At 45.5% G+C, this 23,329-nt stretch carries 21 protein-coding genes and 1 tRNA gene; 16 read left to right on the top strand and 6 right to left on the bottom strand.

The window, feature by feature from the left end; all coding sequences use genetic code 11:
- Positions 1-154 precede the first annotated feature (154 nt).
- From P9L94_08520 to P9L94_08475, 10 genes are all read left to right on the top strand, one after another.
- A complete protein-coding gene (locus tag P9L94_08520) occupies positions 155-973 on the top strand; it encodes a methyltransferase, TIGR04325 family (protein MDP8244108.1) in 819 nt (272 codons plus the stop codon).
- A gap of 95 nt (positions 974-1,068) precedes the next feature.
- The gene (locus P9L94_08515; GenBank protein ID MDP8244107.1) at positions 1,069-1,998 is read left to right on the top strand and encodes a hypothetical protein; all 930 of its coding nucleotides are present in this window, start codon (positions 1,069-1,071) and stop codon (positions 1,996-1,998) included.
- A 13-nt stretch (positions 1,999-2,011) separates the two neighbouring features.
- Complete coding sequence (locus tag P9L94_08510) at positions 2,012-2,428, top strand: hypothetical protein (protein MDP8244106.1); 417 nt, start codon at positions 2,012-2,014, stop codon at positions 2,426-2,428.
- Positions 2,425-3,531 carry a DegT/DnrJ/EryC1/StrS family aminotransferase gene (locus P9L94_08505; GenBank protein MDP8244105.1) on the top strand — a complete coding sequence of 369 codons (1,107 nt, stop codon included), beginning with the start codon at positions 2,425-2,427 and terminating at the stop codon, positions 3,529-3,531. The genes P9L94_08510 and P9L94_08505 overlap by 4 nt, the downstream gene beginning before the upstream one ends.
- Before the next feature lie 4 nt (positions 3,532-3,535).
- The gene (locus P9L94_08500) at positions 3,536-4,726 is read left to right on the top strand and encodes a glycosyltransferase family 1 protein (GenBank protein MDP8244104.1); all 1,191 of its coding nucleotides are present in this window, start codon (positions 3,536-3,538) and stop codon (positions 4,724-4,726) included.
- Positions 4,727-4,844: 118 nt separating this feature from the next.
- Complete coding sequence (gene gmd / locus P9L94_08495) at positions 4,845-5,888, top strand: GDP-mannose 4,6-dehydratase (protein MDP8244103.1); 1,044 nt, start codon at positions 4,845-4,847, stop codon at positions 5,886-5,888.
- On the top strand, positions 5,885-6,868 hold the full coding sequence (locus tag P9L94_08490; protein ID MDP8244102.1) for a GDP-L-fucose synthase: 984 nt from the start codon (positions 5,885-5,887) through the stop codon (positions 6,866-6,868). The genes gmd and P9L94_08490 overlap by 4 nt, the downstream gene beginning before the upstream one ends.
- On the top strand, positions 6,840-7,646 hold the full coding sequence (locus P9L94_08485) for an FkbM family methyltransferase (protein ID MDP8244101.1): 807 nt from the start codon (positions 6,840-6,842) through the stop codon (positions 7,644-7,646). Before P9L94_08490 ends, P9L94_08485 begins: the two co-directional genes overlap by 29 nt.
- 31 nt (positions 7,647-7,677) lie before the next feature.
- A complete protein-coding gene (locus P9L94_08480; GenBank protein MDP8244100.1) occupies positions 7,678-8,568 on the top strand; it encodes a glycosyltransferase family 2 protein in 891 nt (296 codons plus the stop codon).
- A gap of 11 nt (positions 8,569-8,579) precedes the next feature.
- Positions 8,580-9,533: a glycosyltransferase family 2 protein gene (locus P9L94_08475; protein ID MDP8244099.1), complete on the top strand. Its 954-nt coding sequence runs from the start codon at positions 8,580-8,582 to the stop codon at positions 9,531-9,533.
- 413 nt (positions 9,534-9,946) lie between these two features.
- Here the strand turns inward: P9L94_08475 and P9L94_08470 are convergent.
- Positions 9,947-10,019: transfer RNA gene (locus tag P9L94_08470), tRNA-Gln, on the bottom strand.
- Positions 10,020-10,182: 163 nt separating this feature from the next.
- Here P9L94_08470 and yajC point away from each other — a divergent pair.
- Positions 10,183-10,488 carry a preprotein translocase subunit YajC gene (yajC, locus tag P9L94_08465; GenBank protein ID MDP8244098.1) on the top strand — a complete coding sequence of 102 codons (306 nt, stop codon included), beginning with the start codon at positions 10,183-10,185 and terminating at the stop codon, positions 10,486-10,488.
- A 30-nt stretch (positions 10,489-10,518) separates the two neighbouring features.
- Positions 10,519-12,102, top strand: a complete 1,584-nt coding sequence (locus tag P9L94_08460; GenBank protein MDP8244097.1) for a DUF5010 domain-containing protein — start codon at positions 10,519-10,521, stop codon at positions 12,100-12,102.
- A gap of 57 nt (positions 12,103-12,159) precedes the next feature.
- Here the strand turns inward: P9L94_08460 and P9L94_08455 are convergent, their stop codons facing one another.
- On the bottom strand, positions 12,160-13,395 hold the full coding sequence (locus P9L94_08455; GenBank protein ID MDP8244096.1) for an ATP-binding protein: 1,236 nt from the start codon (positions 13,393-13,395) through the stop codon (positions 12,160-12,162).
- Positions 13,396-13,597: 202 nt separating this feature from the next.
- Here P9L94_08455 and P9L94_08450 point away from each other — a divergent pair, with 202 nt between their 5' ends.
- Both P9L94_08450 and P9L94_08445 read left to right on the top strand, forming a co-directional pair.
- Positions 13,598-13,930 carry a hypothetical protein gene (locus P9L94_08450; protein ID MDP8244095.1) on the top strand — a complete coding sequence of 111 codons (333 nt, stop codon included), beginning with the start codon at positions 13,598-13,600 and terminating at the stop codon, positions 13,928-13,930.
- A gap of 60 nt (positions 13,931-13,990) precedes the next feature.
- A complete protein-coding gene (locus P9L94_08445) occupies positions 13,991-15,040 on the top strand; it encodes a DUF1080 domain-containing protein (GenBank protein ID MDP8244094.1) in 1,050 nt (349 codons plus the stop codon).
- 16 nt (positions 15,041-15,056) lie between these two features.
- Here P9L94_08445 and P9L94_08440 read toward each other — a convergent pair whose 3' ends face one another.
- The 4 genes from P9L94_08440 to P9L94_08425 form a co-directional block, all read right to left on the bottom strand.
- Positions 15,057-15,479, bottom strand: coding sequence for a hypothetical protein (locus P9L94_08440; protein MDP8244093.1), 423 nt, complete (start codon positions 15,477-15,479; stop codon positions 15,057-15,059).
- Positions 15,480-15,695: 216 nt separating this feature from the next.
- Entirely contained in the window at positions 15,696-16,763 is a 1,068-nt protein-coding gene (gene bioB / locus P9L94_08435) for a biotin synthase BioB (GenBank protein MDP8244092.1), read from the bottom strand.
- Positions 16,764-16,767: 4 nt separating this feature from the next.
- Positions 16,768-18,261, bottom strand: coding sequence for a hypothetical protein (locus tag P9L94_08430; GenBank protein MDP8244091.1), 1,494 nt, complete (start codon positions 18,259-18,261; stop codon positions 16,768-16,770).
- Between the two features lie 85 nt (positions 18,262-18,346).
- The gene (locus P9L94_08425) at positions 18,347-19,138 is read right to left on the bottom strand and encodes a hypothetical protein (protein MDP8244090.1); all 792 of its coding nucleotides are present in this window, start codon (positions 19,136-19,138) and stop codon (positions 18,347-18,349) included.
- 361 nt (positions 19,139-19,499) lie between these two features.
- On the opposite strand from P9L94_08425, the gene gyrA reads away from it, so the two are divergent.
- Positions 19,500-22,016: a DNA gyrase subunit A gene (gene gyrA, locus P9L94_08420; protein MDP8244089.1), complete on the top strand. Its 2,517-nt coding sequence runs from the start codon at positions 19,500-19,502 to the stop codon at positions 22,014-22,016.
- 305 nt (positions 22,017-22,321) lie between these two features.
- Positions 22,322-22,639, top strand: a complete 318-nt coding sequence (locus P9L94_08415) for a hypothetical protein (protein ID MDP8244088.1) — start codon at positions 22,322-22,324, stop codon at positions 22,637-22,639.
- Positions 22,640-23,329 lie beyond the last annotated feature (690 nt).

Below are 23,329 nucleotides of genomic sequence, written 5' to 3'. Positions count from 1 at the left end.
ACATGATCCTTCAACCCGATTATCAAGTGACGCTATCAAATGAATACAGAATCAGGGAAGCTAAAATAGAGTGAGTTGTAAAGAGGAAACAACCCAAATCTCTTCAAACGGCTAAACTGTTACAAAATTTCTAAAAAATTTAAGGATAATACTGGTGAAACTAATTATAAAAATTTTAAAATACTGCGTAGCAAGATTTTTACCTCGTAAAGATTTTAAAAGTTCTGGTGGTTTTAAAGGTGTTTACTTTTGTTGGGAGGATGCTTCAAGGCAGTGTGGTGGGTATAACGAGAAAGTTTTTTTTGAAAGGTTAATTGAATCTACCCGCTCAGTTGTGAATGGTGAGTCAATATACGAAAGAGATACTGTGTTGTTTGATCGCATTAATTATGATTGGCCTCTGTTAGCCTGTTTAATGAAAGTAGCAATTGATAATCAAAGTTTAAATGTTATTGATTTTGGTGGTGCGCTTGGAAGCACATATCGGCAGAATTTTCGTTTTCTAAATAATTTACCAAATGGAATTAAATGGAATGTTGTTGAGCAAGAAGAACTCGTTTGTACTGGAGAAAAAGAATTTAAAACAAAGAAATTGAGGTTTTTTAACACGATAACAAAAGCTTCATGTAGGCAAGTTGATGTAATAATTTTTGCTTGTTCTTTAAGTTATTTGCCTGACCCATATCGTTATCTAGAAGAAGCAGAACAGGCGAATTCTCGATATTTAATTTATGATCGATTACCAATAACCGAAAACGATGAAGATTATATTACGATTCAAAGCGTCTCTCCCTCAATCTATAAGGCAAGCTATCCAATGTGGATTTTTTCACGTTCAAAATTAAATGCAGCGTTAGAAAAAAAATGGTGCAAAATTGAATCGTGGGATGCTAAATTTCAACCGAGACTGAATGATGTCGTTTGGGAAGGTGCATTTTATCAACGAGCAAACGATATCAATATTCAATCATAAATTAAAAGATAATTCGCTATTCAGAAACATGAACAGTTTTTTAGATATATACAAATTGAAAATAATAAAGTAAATTAATTAAGGAAAGCATATTAATGTTGCGTAAACTATTACGAATGTTCAAGCATTTTCTGTCACGTAACTCTGACTCTTCTGTTGATTTAACTTCACTCAAATTGTTGCAGGGTAAACTTATTAGTATGCAGGTTGAAAAATTTGGTGTTCTGTCCGATATAGAAAAGTCGGAATTCAAGGTGTTTTCTCAATTTGGAGAAGATGGAATAATTCAGTATTTAATTAGAATAACAAAAATAACTAACGCCGAATCGATTTTTATTGAATTTGGAGTGCAGAATTATGAAGAGTCTAATACGCGTTTTCTTTTAATGAATAACAATTGGAAAGGTTTGATAATTGATGGTGATGAAAACAATATTCAACATGTGAAAAAGAGTGAATTGTATTGGAGGCAAGATCTTACTGCTGTTACGGCTTTTATCGACTTGGACAATATAAATATGTTGATATCCAAAGCAGGGCTTTCTGGAGAAATAGGATTGCTTTCAATTGATATCGATGGGAACGATTATTGGGTGTGGGAAAAAATTGACGTTGTTAATCCGGTTATTGTTATCGTTGAATACAACAGCGTTTTTGGAAAATCTCATGGGATTACAATTCCATATGACTCAATATTTGAACGGAACAAAGCACATTTTTCTAATTTGTATTGGGGATGTTCATTGAAAGCGTTGCAACATCTAGCGAAACGCAAGGGTTATGAACTTGTCGGTTGTAATCAAGCGGGTAATAACGCTTTTTTTGTAAGACATGATCGGCTCAACGGGCTTCAACCAAAGAGTGTAGATGACGCTTATGTTGAATCCCGATTTCGTGAATCAAGAAACAAAGCAGGGGAATTAACATATTTATCTGGAAAAGATCGTTTTTCTGCTATAGATACCCTTCCTATTGTTGATATTGAAACAAACAAAACAAGCATTCTCAAAGATATTATAAAGTAAGGATTTAAATAACATGAGCGTCGAAGTCATTGAACATGGTGAAACTCGTTATGCTGAAATTATTTGGGCTGACACAAAAGTAGATAGAACAACATTCTTTTCACCTCCCGAATCCTCTTTTCAATTTGGTTTATTAGCTCATGGAGCTGGTTATCATGAGCCGCCCCACTATCACCGACCGTTTTCACGTACTGTTGATGATTTACAACAAATGTTCGTGGTTCAAAGGGGAGTTGTATCAGTCGATTTATATGACGATGAAGGTTCTCATTTTCATAGCGCAACATTGAAACCTGGCGATGCTATTATATTAATCCATGGAACACATGCGATACGTGTAATAGAAGATATGCAGTGCATAAGCGTAAAGCAAGGACCATTTATGGGACCTGAATTTGATAAAGTGGAAGTTGAAATAAAAAAATCATGATACCTGTTTTTGAACCGATCATAGGCGAAGAAGAAATTCTCAATGTCGTAGATGCTCTAAAAAAGGGTGAAATTTCAGGTACTTTTGGATCATATATTCAAACTTTTGAGCGTGAATTTGCTGCATATTGTGGTTGTCGCCACGGAATTGCGGTCACCAGTGGTTCGACGGCGTTGCAGATGGCGGTTCGGGCCATTGACGTTGGCAGGGGCGATGAAGTTTTAATGAGTACAAGCACTAATATTTCAACAGCCCTGGGAATTGTACACAATCAAGCAGTTCCAGTACCGGTCGATTCTGAATCGACTACATGGAATCTGAATTTAGATTTGATTGAATCGTTGATTACACCAAAAACAAAAGCGATTATCCCTGTTCACCTTTTTGGCCACCCAGTCAATATGGATGTATTGATGGAAATTGCACGAAAACATAACTTGCGCGTAATTGAAGATTGCGCAGAATCGCATGGCGCAACAGTATTCGGACGGATGACAGGGAGTTTTGGTGATTTAGGTTGTTACAGTTTTTATGCAAATAAAATTATCACAACTGGTGAAGGCGGAATGGTTGTGACTAATGATGATGACTTAGCGGATAAACTACGCTTATTACGCAATGTGGGTTTTACTGAGCCGCGTTTTCGCCATGAAATAGCAGCATATAATTATAGAATGACTGGATATCAAGCTGCATTTGGATTGGCTCAATTAAAAAAAATTGAATCGGTCATATCGGATAAGCGGAGGATTGCGCATACCTACAATAAATATCTATCAGAGGTGCCTGGTTTACAACTGCCCGTCGAGATGGAGTGGGCGCGCAATGTATACTGGATGTATGCTGTTTGCATTCAACCTGAATTTGGACTTTCACGGGATGAATTTGCAAAACAGTTGAGAGAAAAAGGCGTTGATACACGTACATTTTTCTGCCCAATGAATCAGCAACCATGTTTGTTGGAAATTCCTGATTTTCGAGCGATTCCATGTCCTGTTGGGGATTATATTTGGGATTCTGGATTATATTTGCCATCTACTTGTTCGTTAACCGATGAAGATATTCATGGAATCTGTGAGCTGATCCAAGAGATCAGAAACTAAAATTATGCGTATCGGCGTTTTTGCTCCAAATTGGTCGCCAGAAGTTGGAGGCGGAAGCACATTTATTTCATCTGTATTAGAGTCGCTTCAAACGCATGCTCATTTATCAAATCATACGTTTATTCTATACACGCATGATTTAGGTTTTGAAAATGAGAAGCCTTCAATAAACATTGAATATTTTCCTATTATTCCAAATCGTTTTTTTGAAGGACGAATATCAACGGCAATACGTTTTTCACCTATACTGCGTCGTATTTTTCAAGGATATAAACCTCTCATTGAGCGCTGCGCAAGTCAGAGTAAGGCAGATATTGTTTGGTATGTTGCTGGCGGAAACTATGACCCAATTGACATTCCATATATCGCGACGGTTTGGGATATTCAACATTGTACGCATCCTTGGTTTCCTGAAGTCTCATCTAATCGAGAATGGGATGAGCGTGAAATGTTGCAATCATCTTTTCTTAAGCGGGCTCTTCGAGTAGTTGTTGGTACGACCGTTGGACGCGAAGAGTTAGGCTGGTATTATAGTATTCCTCCTAATCGTGTTTGTGTTAATCCTCATCCAACTCCCATGTTGCCGTCAGAACCTACACTGCCAACAAGGTTCTCTAATATCCCAGGCATTGTTTCAAGTAAATATTTTTTCTATCCTGCGCAATTTTGGGCGCATAAAAATCATGTTAATTTGATTCATGCATTATCTCAATTGCTTCAAAAAACACGTGAAAATCCTAAACTTATATTGACTGGTTCCGACCAATCTAATGAAACTTATATTCATCGGGTCATACAAGATTTAAATTTAATTGATTCCGTGTATATTCTAGGGTTTGTCTCTAAAGAAGAACTCGCGTGGTTATATAAGAATGCGATTGCATTAGTTTATTCATCATTTTCCGGGCCAGAAAACTTGCCACCGTTGGAGGCGTTGTCGCTTGGATGTCCCGTTGCTATATCAGACTATCCAGGCGCCAAAGAACAACTTGGAGATTCTGCTTTGTATTTTGATCCTCATAATCCAAGTGATATTGCAGATACTCTTTATCGATTTATATCTGAACCGAATTTGGCGCAACAACTCATCGAGCAAAGTGCAGCAATTTTAAATGACCGCACAGGTGAAAAATTTGTTCGGCAGGTATTTGGATTGTTAGATGAAGTGAGCGTAATTAGGCGATGCTGGCCGTAAAGAGTGCTAGATCACTGCTATCTTTTACAAAAAGTTTTGCGATATCTTATTCGTGTTACAGGTTATTGCATCAATGCAAAATAAATATCAGCAATAATGGAAAGGATTTGATTTAACGATGCCAAAAGCGCTAATTACTGGAATTACTGGACAGGATGGTTCATACCTTGCTGAACTTTTGCTTGAAAAAGGGTATGAAGTTCACGGTATCATCCGTCGTTCCAGTTCTTTCAACACAGACCGTATTGACCATTTGTACGTTGATTCACATGAAGCGGGCGCCCGTCTTTTTTTGCATTACGGTGATTTAGCGGATGCGAACAGTCTGAACCAGATTGTCGAAAAGGTTCAGCCAGACGAGGTCTACAATTTGGGCGCGCAATCTCATGTAAAGGTTTCATTTATTCAGCCCGTATACACGACCGATGTCGTGGCCGGAGGTGCCCTGCGCTTGTTAGAAGCGATTCGTGGTTGTGGAGAAACAAGCGGCAAGACGCCCAAATTTTACCAAGCGTCTTCAAGTGAAATGTACGGAGAAGTTCTCGAGACGCCTCAGTCTGAAACCACGCCGTTTAATCCACGATCACCCTATGCGTGCGCAAAAGTCTATGCGTTTCACCAAACTGCAAACTACCGTGAAGCGTATGGAATGTTTGCCTGCAACGGCATTTTATTCAATCACGAATCAGAACGCCGCGGCGAGACGTTCGTCACCCGAAAAATTACGCGGGCCGCTGCGCGAATCAAGTTAGGCCTTCAAGATTATTTATATTTAGGCAATCTCGACTCCAAACGCGATTGGGGGCATGCTCGAGATTATGTAGAAGCGATGTGGCTTATGATGCAGCAAGATGAGCCGGATGACTATGTTATCGCGACGGGCGAAACTTACGCCGTTCGAGAATTTCTTGATGAAACTTTCGGCTATTTCGATTTGAATTGGGCCGAGTACGTCAAGCAGGATGAGCGCTATATGCGCCCATCCGAAGTTGATTTGCTGCTAGGCGATCCAACCAAGGCTAATGAAAAATTAGGCTGGAAGCCCAAGGTCAGTTTTAAAGAACTTGTCAAACGAATGTGTGACGCTGATTTGGAATTGGCCAAACGGGAACAGACTCTTCAAAATGCGGGCTTTCAAAGCAATCAGGGGTGGCGTGAATGACGCAGCTTGATCTCAGTGGACGGCGTGTCGGGATAACCGGCGGTGATGGTTTTTTGGGCAAACATCTTTGTCAGCGGCTTCGCAAGCGAGAGTGTGAAACCTTATTGATCCCTCGCCGAAGTGAATATGATTTTACCGAGCAGGAAGATGTCCGGAGGTGGTATCGCGATGAACAGCCGGAGATTGTGTTTCATCTGGCTGCTGAAGTCGGCGGTATTGGCGCCAACCAAAAACATCCCGGACGCTTTTTTTACGCCAATGCGGCAATGGGAATTCATTTGATCGAAGAAGCGCGACGAGTCGGCGTTGAGAAATTTGTTCAAGTCGGGACCATTTGCGCGTATCCAAAATTCGCTCCAACGCCGTTTCGCGAAGATGAAATCTGGAACGGTTACCCCGAAGAGACAAACGCGCCCTATGGCATTGCCAAAAAATCGCTATTGGTCATGTCACAATCTTACCGCCAGGAATACGGGTTTGACTGCATCTATTTATTGCCAGTGAATCTGTATGGACCAAAAGACAATTTTGACTTGCAAAGTTCTCATGTCATACCGGCCTTGATTCGGAAATGTTTGGAAGCCAAGCAAGCAAACCGCCCCTCCATTGTATGCTGGGGATCGGGCAAGATCAGCCGTGAATTTTTGTATGTTGATGATTGCGCTGAAGGTCTTATATGCGCGGCAGAGCGTTATTCCGGTTCAGAGCCGATCAACTTAGGAACTGGACGCGAAATTCGGATTAGCGAATTGGTCGAACTGATTGCCCGGCTGTGCGACTATCAAGGCCAAATCGAATGGGACGCAACCAAGCCGGACGGGCAGCCGCGCCGATGTTTGGATGTTGAGCGGGCTAAAAATCTCATAAACTTTGAAGCCCAAATGTCGCTAGAAGATGGATTGAAACAGACCATCGCTTGGTATACCCAAGAGATGAGCAAGGTTAAATTGAATGATCCAACTGCTGAAACAAGCAATTAAATCTGCGGTTCGACTTACTGGTGCAGAATTAGTACAGAGGCGGACGGCGGAAGAGTGGAACCGTCAATCAATGTATGAAGTGTTGCGTCAGATTCAGCATATTGGCGTCGATATTCGTTCTGTGATCGACGTTGGCGCTGCTCAAGGCGTGTGGAGCGTCATGTGCGCAGAGGTATTGTCTAACTCGAATTATTTGTTGATCGAACCTCTTTTAGAATACGACGATATGATGAAAGACTCTCTGAAGCGTATTCCAAACGCAAAATGTCTGAATGTTGCTCTCAGTAATGAACCGGGTGAAAAAGAATTACATGTTCACCCTGATTTATTTGGTTCATCATTTTATTTGGAACAAGAGGATAGTGATGTAAATGGCGTTGTGCGGACTGTAAAAGTTGAGACGCTCGACTCCGTTTGTGACGCAAATCAATTAGAGCCGCCCTATTTATTGAAGATTGATGTGCAGGGCGCTGAACTTGATGTGTTAGAGAGTGGTCTACAAGTATTACAAAAAACAGAATTCGCGATTATTGAAACATCATTTTTCCGCTTTTATGAAAATGGAAAAACAATTGTAGACCTGATTGAATTTATGAAATCACAAGGGTTTGCGCCGTATGATATTTTTGGTCATCAATACCGCCCCTTAGATGGTGCGCTTGCTCAAATCGATTTGTGTTTTGTGAAGGATGATAGCGATTTTCGTAAGTACCATCATTATGCAACTGCTCAGCAGCGCGAGCAACAAAATAAGCGCTTGCGATCTCTAAATCGATAACAACTCATACTGCCCGGTTCCTAATCATACAATGACAGCCACCAAGCCGCGCCTTAGTATTGTTACGCCATGCTTTAATGCCGCGAAAACGATTCATACAGTCGTCGAAAGTATTCAGCGGCAAAATTGCAGCGGCGTCGAGCATATTATTGTTGATGGCGGTTCTACTGATGGGACGCGAGATATCCTTAAAGAATATGACGGCGTGGTGTTGATTTTTGAGGCGGACGACGGCCCGTACGATGCAATCAACAAGGGATTTGCGATAGCGCAAGGCGAAATTCTCGCTTGGCTAAATGCCGATGACTTTTATTTGCCTTACACGCTGTCTGCTGTGTTGGATATCTTTGAGACGTTTCCTGATATTGAGTGGCTAACATCGCAATTTCCCATGTTTGCTGATCGAGACGGCGTGATTGTCGCCTCCGAAAAAACAGCGGGATTTAATCAAAACCGCGCTCTGTTTCCCGACGCAATTCAGTTTCGTCAGGATAGAACGGTGCATGCCGCGATGCAGCAGGAATCGACCTTTTGGCGGCGTTCACTGTGGCAGCGCGCGGGCGCCAAATTAAACACAACTTATACGTTAGCGGCTGACTTTGAATTATGGCTCCGGTTTTGGCAGCACGCCGAAGTGTATGCGCTTGCTGCTCCATTGGGGTGTTTTCGTTGGACGGATGAACAACGCAGCAACGTCCATTGGCAGGAATATGAAAATCAGATCAACCAAATACTCGCAGCGCACGGCGGCGGATCAGCCAGCGTCGCAAAGACGTTTGCTCGCCGCATCGCTTTATTATTTCGGGGCGCGCCCCAAGTGCTATTGGAACACTGTTGGTTTGCTGCAAAGACAAACCATGTATGTTACAACCGCGATATGAAAACGTGGTCAATTAAGCCGCGCTATTCTGTAATCCCATAATTGATTAATCTATGAACTCGTCAAATCAACAAACAAACGCTTCTCAATCATCGCCACCCAGTTTTAGCGTAGTGACGCCCTCGTTTAATCAGGCGGCGTATATTCGCGTGAATATCGAGTCGGTTCTGGAACAAAATTATCCATCTGTTGAGCATGTAATTGCCGATAATCAATCGACCGACGGTACCATTGAGGTGATGAAAAATTACGAAACTCTCAACTGGATATCGGAGCCGGACAGCGGGCAGTCTGACGCAATCAACAAAGCAATCGAGCGCAGCAGCAATGAATGGATCGTGTGGGTTAACTCAGACGATTATTTGTTACCGGGCGCGTTAAACAAACTGTCTGAGTATATACAAGCGCATCCAGACGCGAGCGTGATTTATAGCAATATTCTCTTTGTTGATGCAGACGGGCGACCAAAAGAAAAACATGCGCCTAATTATACGCCGTGGAAAATGTTGCATTGGTGGTGGGGGGCGTTGCGTCTCTGGCAGCCGGGTACTGTATTCAAGCGTGAAGTGTTTGATGCTGTCGGCCCACTGCTTGTCGATTATCATTACTCTATGGATTTTGACTTCTTTCTAAAAGCGCAAAGCCGCTATCGCTTCCATTATTTTGACGATGACCTCGTTGCTTTTCGGAAGCATGAAGAACAAAAAGGGCATGCCGGCGAAAGAACTTTTATCCGGGAACGTGTAGACAGTACGCTGAATTATTGGAAAAGGCGCAATCAATTTGCATTTTTATTTTATCGAATTCTGTTGTATTTTGTTGAGCATTCATTACTGTTTGTGGATGGGCTTCGTCAACTGGAACGTGGAAATAAAACGGTCGGGTGGCAACTCATTTGGAAAGGCCTGTCGCATAATCCCCTCGCAATATTCCGGCCAGAGCACGCAGGGTTTTGGGTGCGAAAAATTCTTGGAAGCGAACGATATTATCGCCTGAAATCAAAATAATATGCCTACCCATTTAGGTGCGAAACAAAGAATCGCATGCAGCATTTGACGGTTATTTCTTATCAGAGATAACCGTTTTCCGCATTATAGCCAACCTCTCACCTCTTAATACACTTCCTTCAGCAACAACCTCAATCCGTATCAACTCAAGCCAAAATTACAGCGACCAGCCGTTATGGAAGTCCGGTTTGACGATGGCATTGGCGCGGCGTGTCCTCGTTGTGCAAGCACTGCGCTGGGCACGATGGTAAACGCAGTGATCTTATCACCAAGCCAAGGTTTGATAAGTTTTCTGTTTGACTATTTTTTTGCACACATCTAAATTAGATAGGAGTATATGTTTCTTGTGAAAGTGAAAAATAAATAGAACCGAATACAGTTTAAAGAGTGGGTTTTGATAGGGGAGATAGGTACTGGCCCGGTAGGAGTTGAACCTACAAACTCCGGAACCAAAATCCGGTGACTTTACCATTCGTCTACGGGCCAATGTTGATAATCTTATCCTCGCGCACGGAACCGTCAATCCCTAAAACTCTTTGTAAGAGACACTTCTCAACCTATACTCTTTTGCGCTGGTTTCATGTTTCCTACGGACAAGAAAATTCCCGGTAAACCGGCCTATTCTTATTGAACCCCAAGGAGTTTCAACATGGGTACCGAACAAGCAGGTGGTATGACTTCGATTATGCAGATGTTGATGCCGTTGAGTATCTGTTTCTTTATATTCTATTTTCTTTTGATTCGCCCGCAACAAAAGCAACGCGAAAAACATGAACAAAAAATCAACCAGTTGAAAAAAGGCGACCGCCTCATCACCGCAGGCGGCATCTACGCGACTCTCATCGGTATCAAGGGAGATGTTGCCGCCATCAAAATCAACGAAGATACCAAAATCGAAATCCAAAAATCTTCGATCACTCACATTATTGAAAAGAGCGATAAAGATAACGCGTAATCTCGTGTTATGCGTCCTGGGGGGACTCTCATGCGTTTAGTTAACGTTTTTCTGTGTGTCTTTGCGGTCACGATTTCAGCGAGTTCTCAAGACTTTCGCCCAGCGTGGAGTCCCGGAGAAATTGCTCAACGCAGCTCTTATTCATTAGAACAGAAGATTGTCGGGACGCATTATTTCTATTGGTATGATTATCCCAAGCACCATTTTTACCAGGATGCGGCGCAGACGGTCGATATTCTTCAAGACCATTTTGTGAAACCTGAATCCGTTTCGTATCGGGACGCCGCCTGGCATGCGGAACAACTCGATGATTGCGCCGACGCTGGATTAGATTTCATCCTGCCGGTTTATTGGGGAACGCCGGACAATTATTTCAAACCTGACGTCTCCTTCAGCGTCGAGGGGCTTGCCCCCTTGCAACTTGCCGCTGACCGCCGCATTCAAGAGAGAAAACAACCGATCAAAATTGGATTATTTTATGATACGAGCACGCTGTTGCCGAGTACGCGCGGCGAGTTAAACCGCACCGAAAAGTATGATCTCCGAACCAACGTCGGCAAAGATATTTTTTACCGCACCATACGTGATTTTTATTTTCAGATCCATCCCCGTCATTGGGCGACCGTCGAGGGGAAGCCTCTCGTGGTTTTATACGGCGCGGCTTTTTCTAAAAACCATGACGCGACTTTGTATGACTATGTTTATGAAAACTTCGAGCGGGATTTCCACGGCGTTCGTCCTTATATCATCCGCGATATGTCTTGGGCCCAAGGCTCTGACGCAACCACGCAGTGGGGCGCGGCTTTAAGCGGCCCCTATTTCTTCGACAACGTCGTGCAGATTGGCGCTGGATACAACGACTCTGCCGTTCCCGGGCGTTCGACGCCTATACGCAAGCGAGAAAATGGGAACTTCTATCGTTGGGGTTGGGAGAAAATACTCGACAACTCTGCCAATATTGTATTGATCGAAACCTGGAACGAAATGCACGAAGGGACCAGCATCTGTGAGTCCCGTGAATATGGAAGTCAATACATCGAGTTAACAAGCGAATATGTCAAACGGTTTAAAAAGGGAGACAGCGGCAATCAACGATTCTCTCTCAAATACCCTGATCCAGTTCCTCGGCCTCCATCACAACAGGGCAGTGAATTTGCCAATGAGGATACGGTTTCAATCCGTCTTGGCAGCCCGATAGAAGAGAAGGGCATTTGGCTGGTTCGCGGGCAAACGGATGGGCCGGTCAAGCGCGCGCGATATGCTGACGAGTATTGCATCAAGACGGTCGAGGCCGCAAATGGGTACATGTATTTCTCAATCGCCGATCCTTTTGCGTATGATGTGAAAACTCCCATTCAGGTGAAGTACACCTATTATGATGACGGCTTTGTCTGGCATGCGCTTGAGTATGACTCGCATGATTCAAGCGCGACGTTAAACGGCGCCTATAAAATGGCCGTTCGGGTGGAATGTACTCAAACCAAAAAATGGGTTACGCGCGAAATTTCATTAGAAGACGCGCGGTTTGTCAATCGCGAAAATGGAGCGGCGGATTTTCGTTTTGCGGTTGGCGGAGGTTCGTTCGCGTTGCAGTCTGTCTTTGTGATGAAATAAGTCATTACCGTACGGACAATTTGATTTTTTAATTTCTCTTTACTGATTGGATGCAACTTATTGATCCTCTGCGGGGAAAAATATTTTAAACTCAGTGAACACATTTTCCTGACTTGAGAAACGGATCGAGCCATTGTGTTGCTCGACGGTTCCCTTTACTTCCGCGAGATCAAGACCTACGCCTTCTCCCACTTCTTTCGTTGTGAAAAACGGGAGAAATAATCGGCTTTGGTTTTCTTTTGAGATGCCAATTCCATTATCGCGAATGGTTAAGACGATATAGGAGCCTTCTTTCAAAAGCGACATGTGGTTTATATCATCCTGGGTGACCGTTACCCTTTTAAGATCAAATAAAATAATCCCTTGTTCTCCTTCTTGAAAAAGATTTTGTTTGCGCTTCGCAAGAATGGCTTCGTTTGCATTCCGCGTGAGTTGCATCAAGATTAAGAAGATTTTGCTCTCATTGGCGTTGATTGGAGGAAGGTTGGGTTCATTGTTAAATTGGATTTGAATTGTCTTGTCCACATCTTGATTTGCAATTTTACAATATTGTTCGAGAATATTTTCAAGTTGGACTTGGCTAAATTCCATTTGTTCCCGGCGGCTGAAGGACAAGAGTTCACTCACCAAATCAGAAGCGCGTTCTGCTGAGGCTAGAGATTTGTCTAAGTAGGAACGGTGTTTTTCCTCAACATGGCAGACAGCGATTGAGAGATTGCCAATGATAATGGTGAGGATGTTATTAAACTCGTGCGCAATACCTCCGGCTAACTGTCCCACAATTTCATCTTGCTGTTCATGGCGACGACGTTTTTCAATTCGTTGCCGACGGTCGATTTCACTCTTGAGGTTTTTGCTTTGTTCGACAAAGGCGAGCCGTGTGTGTTCGAGTTCAGAAATCAGGTATGTGAAAAAAGCAAGAAGCGAAAGAATCGTTAAGATAAGAAATGATTCATCAAACATTCTTGCGAAAGAGCTATTTTTCCCCAATACAGGAATTTCATCAAACGCCGAAATGCTATGCACGATATTCAGTAAACAATCAATTGTGATAAGTCCAATTGGAATTAAACTGAGAAGTTTTGCTTTTTTTGACCATTCAAATCGGGAAAAAAAGTTGCAGAAAAAGATATATACGAATAATGCAAAGATTAAATCTACAATATTCCTTACGATTCTATGGAGAAAATTCATTTCTTGCAAAATCGCAAGACAAATAAAACAAAAACCTAAAACAGATAAAACAATCAATAATTGGCTTATATAGCGATTTTTGTTTATGTTAGGATACATGGTCGCGCTTCTTTTACTAAAGGTCTTTGATTTCCGACTGATTTAGTATGGTTTTGCAAAAATTATGCCAGAGATACGCTTTGTGTGTGTTTTTTGTAATTGGTTGTATATATAGAAGTTATGTAGTTGGAGAACATTTTTTTGTAACTCAAAACCAGAATGAATTCTCAACTGTAACCCATTTTAGAAACGAATTGATACGATGAAGAGCATGATGGCGGTTCTTGAAAAAAAACAGGCTTTATTAAAGCGGCTACATCGCCGTAAAGCGCAATTGGCGATCAAACTGGATTTGTCGATACGGCCTGAGATTTTTAAGCAACGCTTGAAGGTGACTGGAATCTATCTCTATGGGCGGGCATTTAGCGAGGAAAGCAAGCAACTCTCTGAAATTGAACTTGATATAATTGCATACAACGAGATTGATCTCACCCAAATCACGCCGCCGGAAGACCACTTGATTTTTCGATTGCGTGATTTGCAAGAATTTCCCTATTCTGCGGCTGTTCAGGTCTCACTGCCAGAAAAAAATTAGTTAATGTCGATTTAACTTCGATTTATAATGAATAGCACAGACGAAACGGGGAGAACGACCATGCAAAAACCATTACTGATTGCTGGAATATCATTGAATTTTATTTTGCTTGCAGCGATTTGCGTGTTCCTATTTATCGACCCGCAAAATAGAAATGCTTCAAATACTGACGCGCCCGATATTGAAGAGGCATTCGACCTGGACGATTTTCGTAACGCGGTGATTGATCAGTCTCAGCAGATTAACATGCTGAAAGATGCAATCATTGATTTATCAAACACAATTGGCGAAATCGAAAAGAAGCAATCGTCGAAGCGGATGATTTTTATCATTCATGCGGATGGAACCACCCGGCAAGTCGAAGAAGAACAATTGAGCGGGCCGGAAAAAAAATTGTTGGATCAGGCTGCTGAAAATACAGAGGCAGATGGTTTCGAGAAAAAGCAGGGAGACTCACAGCCAATTCTTACGGATGCGCCGTCCGATGAAACGCTCAATCAGATTGAGACGAAAAGCGCTGAGTCTGTGACTGGCGGCGAAGAAGGTTTTGAGCCTTTATTCGATGAATTCAACACAACGCATCCTGGCGGCTGGATCATTCAAGGCCTCGAGAAAGCGGGGCCGAAAATTGAACCGGGCGGCGTATTAAAAGTCGGCGGGTGGGACTATTGGGCGGTGATCTCAAAGAAGAGCTTTTCTAATTTCATTTTACGGTTTGACGCCAGGTTTGATCCCAAAGGCAACAGCGGCGTCTTAATTCATACGCCCAATAAAGATATTTTTAAGCGCAAAGACCGGGTAGAGATTCAACTGGATGCGAAGTTTGGGGAGCCGCTCACAAACAAATCAAACGGGGCGATTGAGCGCTACGCTAAGCCATTGAGCGATCCGCGCGGGCCGATTGGCTCATGGGACGCGTATGAGATTCGCTATCAAGATGGTCGCGTCTGGGTGAAAGTAAACGGCGTCGTCATTCAGGACGGCGTAAACCTGTACAATATTGAAGCGCTGACAGGCCGCAGCGACGCCGGGCATATTGCCATCCAACGCAACGATTATAAGAAGTCGGTGTATTTCAAAAATCTGCGCATCAAGCGCTTGCCGGATTAGCCGGAGCGTACGAACGCTATTTTTTCGTGAAGACGGAACGAACCGGATCGCCCGTCCCAATCGCGGAGATCATCTCGCGTCCATGAATCTGGTTTGGCTTCACATTCAGACGGCCCCGGTTGGATTCAATCGGCGCGTGGCTGAGCGATGACGTGTTGGCCAGGGTTGCCGACAAAACAGAATCGGGGCGAATTTGCTGTTCACTGAGCGGCATCATCAGCGTCAGTTTTTCTTGCACGTGCACCGCCGCGACTTCGGCTTTGACCAGTTGTAGTTGACCAAGCGCTTGGTTGCTTTCCGGGTCTTGAATTTCATCGCCAATCTCTAAGATATGAAAACGGTCTCCAGGCTCAACGCCATGTTCAAAGCCAATGTTGACCAAAATACGCTGCTCATCCAGAATGCGGACTATCTTTCCCCAGATGCATCGTTCGCTCATGACCGGCTCCTTTAAAAGCCATCTCAAAAAAAATTATCGAGTATGGATGGCATGGGTACATCTTTGCTCGCTTCAGTGCGGGCTTTCAGGCCACTTCGCACAGGCGCTCCCAGAGATGCACCCATGCCTGAATTGGCTTATGTATTTTAAAGGGACGTAATATCCCTCCAAAGTGAATGTTTATGAGATGGCTTCTGCTTCATTATATACGAACAATTAGCCAGTAACTGTCGTTTTGGGATTTAAAATATTGGGGTCTTGATCAATCTGGTATTTTTCGGCGCTGCTGATGTCTGCGTCTACGTCAATATCACCGTCTATTTCAAACCCTGCGTCTGTGATCATTTGAATGGTTTTGTCGACTTTGTCGCCGCGCGTCACCAGGTAGCCTTCAATGAATAGTGAGTTGGCGGGATACAGCGCCAGCGCTTGCAGGCTGCGCAAGTGGCCTTCGCGCCCGCCGCCGATGCGGATTTCCGCAGTCGGATTGATAAAGCGAAACACGCACAAAATTTTCAGGCACCGAATTGGCGAGAGTTGGTTAAAGTCATACAGGGGATTGCCTGGAATCGGGATTAAAAAATTAATGGGAATCGAACGCGCGTCCAAGTCGCGCAGTTCATAGGCAACGTCAAGAATATCCTGGTTGCTTTCGCCCATTCCAGTGATGATGCCGCTGCAAATTTCCAACCCGCACGATTTCGCGTCGCGCAGGGTTTGAATGCGGTCGTCATAGGTATGGGTGGTGACGATGTTAGGCGTGTGATTGGCGCTGGTGTTTAAGTTGTGGTTGAGGCGGTCCAAGCCCGCGTCGCGAAGAACCTGCGCATGTTTTTTTGAGACGATGCCGACAGACAGGCAGGTGCGGATGCCGACTTCCTGGTTGATACGTTTAACGGTGTGCGCGAGCTGGTCGATACGGTTATCCGTCGGGCCGCGCCCACTGGCGACCATGCAGTAGCGGTACGCCCCGCGCGCTTTGGCGGCGTGGGCTTCTTCGACGATTTCGTCTTCGGACTTAATTGGATATTTATTGAGCGGCGCATCGGAAATTTTTGACTGTCCGCAGTAACCGCAGTCTTCGGGACACAGCCCGTTCTGGATGTTGTTGATCTGGTGCAGTTTGACCTTGCGACCAAAGGTCGCCATTCGCACTTGGCCTGCTGCTTGCGCCATCGGCAAGACGTCGGGCCCCTCGTCTTCGAGTAAAGCCTGAGACAATTCGCGGGGAACCATGTCCCCGCGAAGGCCCAGGTCTGTTATCTGTTGTAAGTCAATCGTCATTCGTTTATTTCACTCGTTCCCAAATGGGCGGGTAGAACCCTTTGGCGGATTTTCCTAACACGACCGGCTGAATGCCGGAGATTTCACATAAGTATACCAGCGGCTGTACTTGGTCGCCTTCAACGCCCAGCACGTGGTTACAGGGAAATACGCTGGTGAACTCTTCAAAGTCGCATTCTAACCGCGCATGAACGTGCGGCCAGGTCGGGTTGGTTTGGTCGTTAAGTTTTTTGCGGTCTTTGGCGGGCAGTTTTACCGACTCGCCTTTGACGATCACCATGTAGGGTTTTTCGTCCCAGAGGCCAAGTCGCGCAAAGGTCATCTGTCCCGGCGCGGCGTCGAACTCGACCGAGGCGCCGCCCGCTTTGAAGTAATATTCCAACGCAGGGTGGAAGGTAATCTTCTTGAAGTTCTTTTCCGGCTTCATGCTGCGTTCGGCGAAGTAGCTCGAGTGGTTGCCGGAGTTGCACCAATCCCACAGGTCGAGTTTGGGATGATAGAGGCGCACGTCCATAAACAACGTGGGCAGGCCGCCGGTGATGTACTTCATCATCTGCATGGTCACCGCTGCGTAGAAGTCGGCTTCGGTCGAGCAGACCATGGATTCTTTGGGGCCGTTCCAATCGTAGGGGTCGTTGAGGATCATTTCCGGTACGTCGCCCAGGCAGACGTGTTCGGTCATTTCGCGTTGGCCTTTGAGGCCGCAGAAGTCGAAGCCTTTTTCTTCGTTGACTTGTTTCATGGCGAGGTAGAGGCTGATTTGGGTTTCGAGGGTTTGGGGCGTCAGCATGTTGCCGTCATAGAGCATACGGTCGCCCAGCAGCGACTCATACCACTCGCGGCCTTTTCGCACTTCATCTTGATCGACGGTTTCCATCACTTTGACCAACCATAGCTGGTCGATCTGACGAATGGTGCAGCCCAGTGATTTCAGCGTCGGGGTTAAGTGGGCGAAACCGGTTTCCATACCCATCGAATGACCGCCGTAGAGTCCAAACACTTCGTTGTGTATGGTGGTGACGGCCTGGCTGGCGCGCACCCAATCAATCACGCGGCGTTGGGTCTTTTTATCTTTCAAATCGCCGACGATGCGGTGCGTACGCTTGCCCGCTTGGCGAAGCCCGCCGTCTGTCGCGAGCAAGCCGACGTTGCCAGGAAAGGCGCCATTGTTGTTCGACAGGCTCAACACGGGCACATCACCCAGGCTATTGAGAAACGGCCACGCCAGGAACGGAAAGTTCCATACGTTATAGAGCATAATGACTTGCTTGCAATTGGCGCGTGATAGTTCCTCGCCGATTCGTTGCGCGCTGCGCGTGTCAACGATGATTTCGCTGGCGGCCACGACTTCCGGCGCCGAACCATCAATGTTTTTCACTCGTTTGCGAATGAAGTCCGTCCAGTTTTGGACGACTTCCATGTTTACCGGATTGTTTTGGGTATAGACGTGTTCCCGCTCATCGTTCAGCATCGCGATGCCGATAGGCGTACTGCGCATGATCGTTCCTCCCGCCAAGTGTATTCAGATTCTATTTAACTGATTTCCGTTTAAAAAAGCCGTACATAGTATCTATGAGCTAGGCTTAATTGGAAAGGGTTAATGGGGGGGCGGGTTTCTTTCTCAGGTCGCGTACGGAGTAATCATTCGGCCATTCATATTGGAAGAACTGGTTGGGCAGTTCGGGGTAGGCTTTGCATTCGCGCACCCACTCGTTGATTTCGATTCGGCGGAACCCAAAATCATAAACGACATGAAGCGATTCGACGTATTCAAATTCACTCTCTGCCAGTTGGTTCCATTGAAACTGGTAAGAACGCTCTCCTTCTTCAATCGCGATGACGCGCTGGTCGCGGTCCAGTGAGATTTCGATTTCAGAATTAAAATACGGAGCGCTGAGCGTATAGATTTTTTCGTGTTGAATGGGAGAGTGAGACAGGGATTTCACGACAGAAGCCAGGCTGACGCCGTGATGTAGGCGGCCTGCGTAGAGAAACGCAGAACCGTCTTGGTGCGTTGGCTGAATGCTGTCAATAAACACTTGCTTTTTATCATGGTCAATCTGCGTGGCTTCGTTGCCGCTGAGCAGTACCACGATATTTGGTTGCGTGAAATCGACGGGGCGCTTCGGGCCGTATACGACGCGAGTCACTCCCTTGCTCGTCTCAAGATTGAGAAAAACTTCCTGCCAAAGGGATTGTTCGTTGTGTTCTCCTTTGGTTGAAGTTTCTTTCTGGTGGGTTTCAACAATGAATGACAAGAATTTTGCTGTCTCGCCTTCATATCCAGGCAATGCGGCAACCCCGGCGTTGGTTCCTAAAAAAAACGCAGTCAAGCAAGAATACAGTAGAAGAGTTCTAGCCTTTGGATTCATCATTACGATTCACATATTCACTATATTGATATTTTGACCGGGGCGGAATCATCGCATAAACATCACCGTATAGCAAATGATATTTGCAAAACCGTCTATTTTCTTCCATTTAACGCCTTCGCGTCTGGCGGTCTAATAGGATTGCTAAAAACTGAGAACCACCCTATACTATTGAAGCTATTCTATTTAATGAAATCCGGCGCGACCGGTTGAATGATGATCCGTGTAGTAACACGGATACGGTTGAGGATACACAAAAGTAGCAAGTCTTTTTCGTACCAGCGGAAAATCCGCGTCCTTTCCTTAAACCGTATCCCTGCAAACCAAACCGCGCCCAATTTTACCCTGACGGAGTCTTACAGGCATGTACAGCCAAAATGAGCGTATTAAACCCATCAATATAGAAGACGAAATGAAGACGTCGTATATCAGTTATGCGATGTCGGTTATCGTCCAACGCGCTTTGCCGGATGTCCGCGACGGCCTCAAGCCGGTTCAACGCCGCATCGTGTATGCAATGCGCGAATTAGGGCTGTCCCACCGCTCTTCCTACAAAAAGTCCGCTCGTATCGTCGGTGAAACCATGGGTAAATATCACCCCCACGGCGACTCGGCGATTTATGACACCTTGGTTCGTATGGCGCAGAATTTCTCTTACCGCTATCCATTGGTAGACGGGCAGGGTAACTTCGGTTCGGTCGATGGCGATAACGCAGCAGCGATGCGGTATACCGAAGCCCGCTTGTCTTCGATTGCGGAAACCCTGCTGACCGATATTGAAAAAGATACCGTTGATTTCATGCCCAACTTTGACGGGCAAATGCAGGAACCTGCCATCTTACCGTCTGAAATTCCCAATTTACTGGTGAACGGCGCATCAGGCATTGCAGTCGGTATGGCGACCAACATTCCTCCACACAATATCAACGAAGTCATCAACGCCGTGGTTGCATTTATCGAAGACCCGGAGATCGACACCGGCGGCCTAATGAAGCACATCACTGGCCCCGATTTTCCGACGGGCGCTTACATCTGCGGTCGCGCGGGCATCGCCGAAGCGTACTCCACGGGGCGCGGGCGCGTCATCATGCGCGCCATGACCCACCGTGAGCAGTTGACTCAAAGCAAAGACGCAATCGTCATTACTGAAATCCCTTATATGGTGAATAAAGCCCGGTTGGTGGAAGAAATCGCCGCCTTGGTTCGCAATAAAAGAATCGAAGGCATTTCCGATATTCGCGATGAGTCTGACCGCGATGGAATGCGCGTTGTGGTGGAGCTGAAGCGCAACGAAAACTTCGAGGTTATTCTCAACCAACTCTATAAAAACACGCGTATGCAGTCCACCTTCGGCATTATCCTTCTCGGCTTGATTGATAATCGTCCGCAATACTTTACGTTGCGCGAATTGATTGAGCACTTCGTCAATCACCGCCGCGAAATCATCGTGCGACGCACGGAGTATGATCTCGCCAAAGCCGAAGCGCGTATGCACATCGTCGAAGGCCTGCGCATCGCCGTCGATAATATTGATGAAATCGTTGAACTGATCCGTAAGTCGCAAGACCGTCAGGAAGCGATGGACGGATTGATGGCGCGGTTTGAATTATCAGAAATTCAGGCGAAAGCCATCCTCGAAATGCAACTGCAGCGTTTGATCGGCCTCGAACGCCAGAAACTGGAAGACGAATTCAACCAGTTATTGAAAGACATTGAATTCTTTAATGGAATTTTGAATACGCCAACTCTTCAGATGGAAATCATGAAAGAGGAAATTCTCAAAATTCAAGAGCGTTTTGGCGACGCGCGCCGCACCCAAATCGTGAACGCGGCCGCGGATTTAGAGATTGAAGACCTGATCGCCGAAGAGAACATGGTTGTGACCGTGTCTCACCAAGGCTACATCAAACGCATCGCCACATCCGTCTATCGTCGGCAGTTGCGTGGAGGCCGCGGTATCAACGCGATGAACACCAAGGATGAAGACTTCGTCGAGTTTCTCTTCATCGCTTCCACCCACCATTACATTTTGTTCTTTACCGACCGGGGGCGCTTGCATTGGCTCAAGGTATATGAACTGCCAGAGACAGGCCGCGCCTCAAAAGGCAAAGCGATGGTCAACCTTCTGCAATTAGAGAAGGGCGAATCCGTCACGGCGATGGTGCCGGTGGCCGATTTTGTCGAAGGCCGTTACGTCTTGATGGCTACGCTGAAGGGCGTTATCAAGAAGACGGAACTGACGGCGTTCTCACACCCGCGCAAAGGCGGAATCAACGCGATTGGTCTTGATGACGGCGACAAGTTGCTGTCGGTCTGGCTGACCACTGGCGACGATCAAGTAATCATTGCAACGCAAAAAGGCGTCGCTATTCGCTTTAACGAAGATGAAGTGCGTCCGATGGGGCGCACGGCGCGCGGCGTGAAAGGCATTCGTCTCGATGGCGACGATCAGGTCGTCTGCATGGCGGTTTGCGACGAAGAGTCCTATCTGCTGACCGTTACACAGCATGGCTACGGCAAACGCACTCAAGTGTCGCAGTACCGCAAGATACACCGCGGCGGCAAGGGCGTGATCGACATCCAAACCAGCGACCGCAACGGGCGCGTAATCGGCGCATTGATCTGCCACGAAGACGATGAATTTATGATGGTCACCAAGGGCGGCGTCGCAATTCGCACCAGCGTGAGCGACATTCGTTCCATATCACGCAACACCCAAGGCGTACGCCTGATTCGCCTTGAGACTGACGACGCCGTTGCGGCAATTGGAAAGTTGCCCGAAGCAAAAGAAGAGAAACTCTCACTTGAAAATGATGAAATGGAACAGGGCGGCGCAGCCGTAGATGAAAGCATTGAGGTCGCAAACGAAGAAAACGAATAGAGCGCTCCTCCCTCAGATCACATGAGGATTTTGAGGGAGGATTAACGGCATCGAATCCATGAACGTGCAAGACCCGCAGTACGCCTATCAATCGGGCGCACCATTCAGCGCCAAAATCTTCTCACCAACGGAACAAATTTCCACACCGGCAAGTTACACCAGGCGAAACTTACCGCCTTTCAATTTGAGAGTCAATTTGGAGGATAGCGTAACTCTTATGTATATAGGCAGTTAGGGGTATTTCGTGTTTTGGCATCGGTCTTGCGTTCTCTCAAAATAACGAAATTGGTTGAGGGAACAAGCAAATGCAACTGATCGAATCCATATTCTTTTCAGATTCCCCAACCGCCAAGATTGTTTTTTGCATCATCGTTTCGGTTTCATTCTGTATCGTGTATTTGTGGGACCCGACGAAGAGCAATCACAAAAGAAAGAAGCGGCTCGACAATGGAATGCTCAATCACTTTGACGTCGAGTCTGAAAGTTTCACCGCGAAAGCGGAAAGCATGAATCCAAAAAAAACCGAGCGGCGTTTTTCAACAACAGACAACACGCTCAATGAATTAGACCAATACGTAAAGACGTTGAAGCAAAATCAGATTAACGACTTGGACAAGGTATAAGCAAAAGTAAACGCGAGTACCTTTTACAAAAAAGATCGCCCACACGATGTGTGTGAGGAGCCTCGGCCTTAAGCGAACGCATTACCGAACTCCTCCCTCATCGCCCTCAACCCTGGGGGCCTTGTGCCCCGTTGGCGCCAGATGAACTCTGGCGCTCTTTTTTTGTCTATTTTTATTTGACACTTATTTATGCTTATCTTTATCCAGCGCCATCAATACTAATCGCTGAGCCGTTCCGGCGCGCTGGGCGGCCTCGCCGCCTTTTGTGTTGGATTTATCAAAGTTTTCTTCTCGAAATGTTTTCTATACTTATCGCTTGGCTTCGCTACGCTGACACTCTGATTGTCACGCACTCTTTATAATGAGAATCTGGAATGTGATAGAGCGTTTTTTTCCCCCCATTTTTAAGGGGGGGTGGTGTCGAAGACGCCGGGGGGATTCATGTACTTGCGTTGGCGCTTTGCTTGATATGAAATTCTTAAGAAAACATCTCAAAAACAATGATTACAAAAAGGCTTTCTAACAATTCAAAGACTCAATAATCAAACCGGACATGGTTGTAACTCTGGGAGCGCCTGTGAGGAGGGCTTGAAAGCCCGCACCGAAGCGAGCAGAGTTGTATACATGCCATTCACAGCCTAATATCAACTATTGTTGTGAAGTCAATTTATAAGAATTTTATTCAGATTG

The organism is Candidatus Hinthialibacter antarcticus (genome assembly GCA_030765645.1).
Taxonomy (GTDB): Bacteria; Hinthialibacterota; Hinthialibacteria; order Hinthialibacterales; family Hinthialibacteraceae; genus Hinthialibacter; species Hinthialibacter antarcticus.
This window is presented reverse-complemented; position numbering and strand designations above follow the sequence as displayed.

Coding starts and splice junctions, on each gene's coding strand:
- P9L94_08515 (MDP8244107.1), top strand. CDS start 1,069: ATGTTGCGTAAACTATTACGAATGTTCAAGCATTTTCTGTCACGTAAC.
- P9L94_08510 (MDP8244106.1), top strand. CDS start 2,012: ATGAGCGTCGAAGTCATTGAACATGGTGAAACTCGTTATGCTGAAATT.
- P9L94_08505 (MDP8244105.1), top strand. CDS start 2,425: ATGATACCTGTTTTTGAACCGATCATAGGCGAAGAAGAAATTCTCAAT.
- P9L94_08500 (MDP8244104.1), top strand. CDS start 3,536: ATGCGTATCGGCGTTTTTGCTCCAAATTGGTCGCCAGAAGTTGGAGGC.
- gmd (MDP8244103.1), top strand. CDS start 4,845: ATGCCAAAAGCGCTAATTACTGGAATTACTGGACAGGATGGTTCATAC.
- P9L94_08490 (MDP8244102.1), top strand. CDS start 5,885: ATGACGCAGCTTGATCTCAGTGGACGGCGTGTCGGGATAACCGGCGGT.
- P9L94_08485 (MDP8244101.1), top strand. CDS start 6,840: ATGATCCAACTGCTGAAACAAGCAATTAAATCTGCGGTTCGACTTACT.
- P9L94_08480 (MDP8244100.1), top strand. CDS start 7,678: ATGACAGCCACCAAGCCGCGCCTTAGTATTGTTACGCCATGCTTTAAT.
- P9L94_08475 (MDP8244099.1), top strand. CDS start 8,580: ATGAACTCGTCAAATCAACAAACAAACGCTTCTCAATCATCGCCACCC.
- yajC (MDP8244098.1), top strand. CDS start 10,183: ATGGGTACCGAACAAGCAGGTGGTATGACTTCGATTATGCAGATGTTG.
- P9L94_08460 (MDP8244097.1), top strand. CDS start 10,519: ATGCGTTTAGTTAACGTTTTTCTGTGTGTCTTTGCGGTCACGATTTCA.
- P9L94_08455 (MDP8244096.1), bottom strand. CDS start 13,395: ATGTATCCTAACATAAACAAAAATCGCTATATAAGCCAATTATTGATT.
- P9L94_08450 (MDP8244095.1), top strand. CDS start 13,598: ATGAAGAGCATGATGGCGGTTCTTGAAAAAAAACAGGCTTTATTAAAG.
- P9L94_08445 (MDP8244094.1), top strand. CDS start 13,991: ATGCAAAAACCATTACTGATTGCTGGAATATCATTGAATTTTATTTTG.
- P9L94_08440 (MDP8244093.1), bottom strand. CDS start 15,479: ATGAGCGAACGATGCATCTGGGGAAAGATAGTCCGCATTCTGGATGAG.
- bioB (MDP8244092.1), bottom strand. CDS start 16,763: ATGACGATTGACTTACAACAGATAACAGACCTGGGCCTTCGCGGGGAC.
- P9L94_08430 (MDP8244091.1), bottom strand. CDS start 18,261: ATGCGCAGTACGCCTATCGGCATCGCGATGCTGAACGATGAGCGGGAA.
- P9L94_08425 (MDP8244090.1), bottom strand. CDS start 19,138: ATGATGAATCCAAAGGCTAGAACTCTTCTACTGTATTCTTGCTTGACT.
- gyrA (MDP8244089.1), top strand. CDS start 19,500: ATGTACAGCCAAAATGAGCGTATTAAACCCATCAATATAGAAGACGAA.
- P9L94_08415 (MDP8244088.1), top strand. CDS start 22,322: ATGCAACTGATCGAATCCATATTCTTTTCAGATTCCCCAACCGCCAAG.